Raw genomic sequence first — 2,250 nt, forward strand, 5'->3', positions numbered from 1 at the left:
CTGCACACGCGCGAGATCGGCAGCCAGCTGACCAACGTGCTGCGCTGCCTGTACCTGGAAGCGCACGGCTACCAGGTCACGGTGACCGAGCTGGTCGGCTGGGAGCACAGCATGAAGAACGAGCTCATCATCGCGCGGCGCACCGGCCACGCGAAGGCGAGCGCGGCCGAACGGCTGCGCAGCCTGCTGGCGGAGTTCGGCCTGTCGTCGCTGCTGGAAACGCGCTTCCGCCTTCCCTGAACCTCGCGCCGCCATGGCTCGCCTGCCCCGACTCACGCTGCCCGGCCAGCCGCACCACGTGATTCAGCGTGGCAACAACCGCCAGGCCATCTTCATCGACAACGCCGACCGGGAGCGCCTACTGGCGCTCTGGGCCGAGCAGGCGCCGCGCTTCGACATCGCGCTGCATGCCTACGTGCTGATGGACAACCACTTCCATCTGCTGGCGACACCGGCGACAGCGGATGGGCTGCCGAAGTTCATGCAGGCGGTCGGTCGCAGCTACGTCCGCGCCTTCAACGACCGCCATAGCCGCAGCGGCACGCTGTGGGAAGGGCGCTACCGTGCCACGGTGCTGCAGGCCGAGCGCTATCTGCTGCCCTGCATGGTCTACATGGACCTCAATCCGGTGCGCGCCGGTCTGGTGGCGGAGGCACGCGACTTCCCCTGGTCGAGCCATCACCACTACGCCGGACTCCGCACCGATCGCTTCCTGTCGCCGCACCCGCTGTACTGGACGCTGGGCAACACGCCGTTCGCGCGCGAGGCGGCCTACGCCGAACTGGTGCGAGGCGGCGTCGGCGCGCGCGATCAGCAGGTGCTGACCGAGTCCGCCCTGCAAGGGTGGGCGGCGGGAGACGAGCGCTTCGTGGCCCTGCTGCAGGAGGCGACGGGGCGGCGTCTGGTCAAGGCGCGGGCCGGGCGGCGGCCGTTGCCAAAGGCCTGAGCAACGGCAACACGGCGAACGTGTTGACGCGCATCTTTGATATGTCCCCAATTGATATCCGAATGGAATAATTGGAATTAATTGAGTATCTGACCCCTATTAAAAAGCTTGGCATTGTTTGTGCAACGCAATATCCTCCGTTTCCCTGCGAATTTCCCGCGAAAAAAATGAAGGAGTGCGTCCCCATGACGACGGAAGCCGAAATCCAACACCTGGAGCAACACGGTCTGTACTCGGCCAGCCACGAGCATGACGCTTGTGGCCTGGGCTTCGTGGCGCACATCAAGGGCGAGAAGCGGCACGACATCGTGACGCAGGCCCTCAAGATCCTCGAGAACATCGACCATCGCGGCGCAGTGGGCGCTGACAAGCTGATGGGCGACGGCGCCGGCATCCTGATCCAGATCCCCGACGCGCTGTACCGGGAAGAGATGGGCAAGCAGGACATTGCGCTCCCGCCCTACGGGGAGTACGGCGTCGGCATGATCTTCCTGCCGAAGGAGCACGCCTCGCGCATGGCCTGCGAGCAGGAGATGGAACGCGCCATCAAGGCCGAAGGCCAGGTGCTGCTGGGCTGGCGCGACGTGCCGGTCAACCGCGACATGCCCATGTCGCCGGCGGTCAAGAAGACCGAACCCATCCTGCGTCAGGTCTTCATCGGCCGCGGCAACGACGTGATCGTGCAGGACGCGCTGGAGCGCAAGCTGTACGTGATCCGCAAGACCGCCAGCGCCAACATCCAGAACCTGGAGCTCAAGCACAGCAAGGAATACTACGTTCCGAGCATGTCGAGCCGCACCGTGGTCTACAAGGGCCTGCTGCTGGCAGACCAGGTGGGCGTGTACTACAAGGACCTGTCCGACGAGCGCTGCATCTCGGCCATTGGCCTGGTGCACCAGCGCTTTTCGACCAACACCTTCCCCGAGTGGCCGCTGGCCCACCCGTACCGCTATGTGGCGCACAACGGTGAAATCAACACCGTCAAGGGCAACTACAACTGGATGAAGGCGCGCGAAGGCGTGATGGCCTCGCCCGTGCTGGCAGCCGATCTGCAGAAGCTCTACCCCATCAGCTTTGCCGACCAGTCCGACACCGCCACGTTCGACAACTGCCTGGAACTGCTGACCATGGCGGGCTACCCCATCAGCCAGGCCGTGATGATGATGATCCCCGAGCCCTGGGAGCAGCACACCACCATGGACGAGCGCCGCCGCGCGTTCTATGAATACCACGCCGCCATGCTGGAGCCCTGGGACGGCCCGGCTTCCATCGTGTTCACCGATGGCCGCCAGATCGGCGCCACG

Annotated in this window: 1 protein-coding gene and 2 pseudogenes; all 3 read left to right on the top strand. The window is 64.9% G+C overall.

What is annotated here, in order from left to right; all coding sequences use genetic code 11:
* A pseudogene (locus VIR09_RS00025) lies at positions 1-240 on the top strand (SAM-dependent methyltransferase); the annotation flags it as partial.
* Positions 241-253: 13 nt separating this feature from the next.
* Complete coding sequence (locus VIR09_RS00030; protein WP_332010467.1) at positions 254-946, top strand: transposase; 693 nt, start codon at positions 254-256, stop codon at positions 944-946.
* A gap of 185 nt (positions 947-1,131) precedes the next feature.
* Positions 1,132-2,250: pseudogene (locus VIR09_RS00035) on the top strand (glutamate synthase subunit alpha); the annotation flags it as partial.

Source organism: Achromobacter sp., from assembly GCF_036567245.1.
Taxonomy (GTDB): domain Bacteria; phylum Pseudomonadota; class Gammaproteobacteria; order Burkholderiales; family Burkholderiaceae_B; genus Achromobacter.

Excerpts from the sequence above, each read along its gene's own strand:
- VIR09_RS00030 (WP_332010467.1), top strand. The coding sequence starts at position 254 with ATGGCTCGCCTGCCCCGACTCACGCTGCCCGGCCAGCCGCACCACGTG.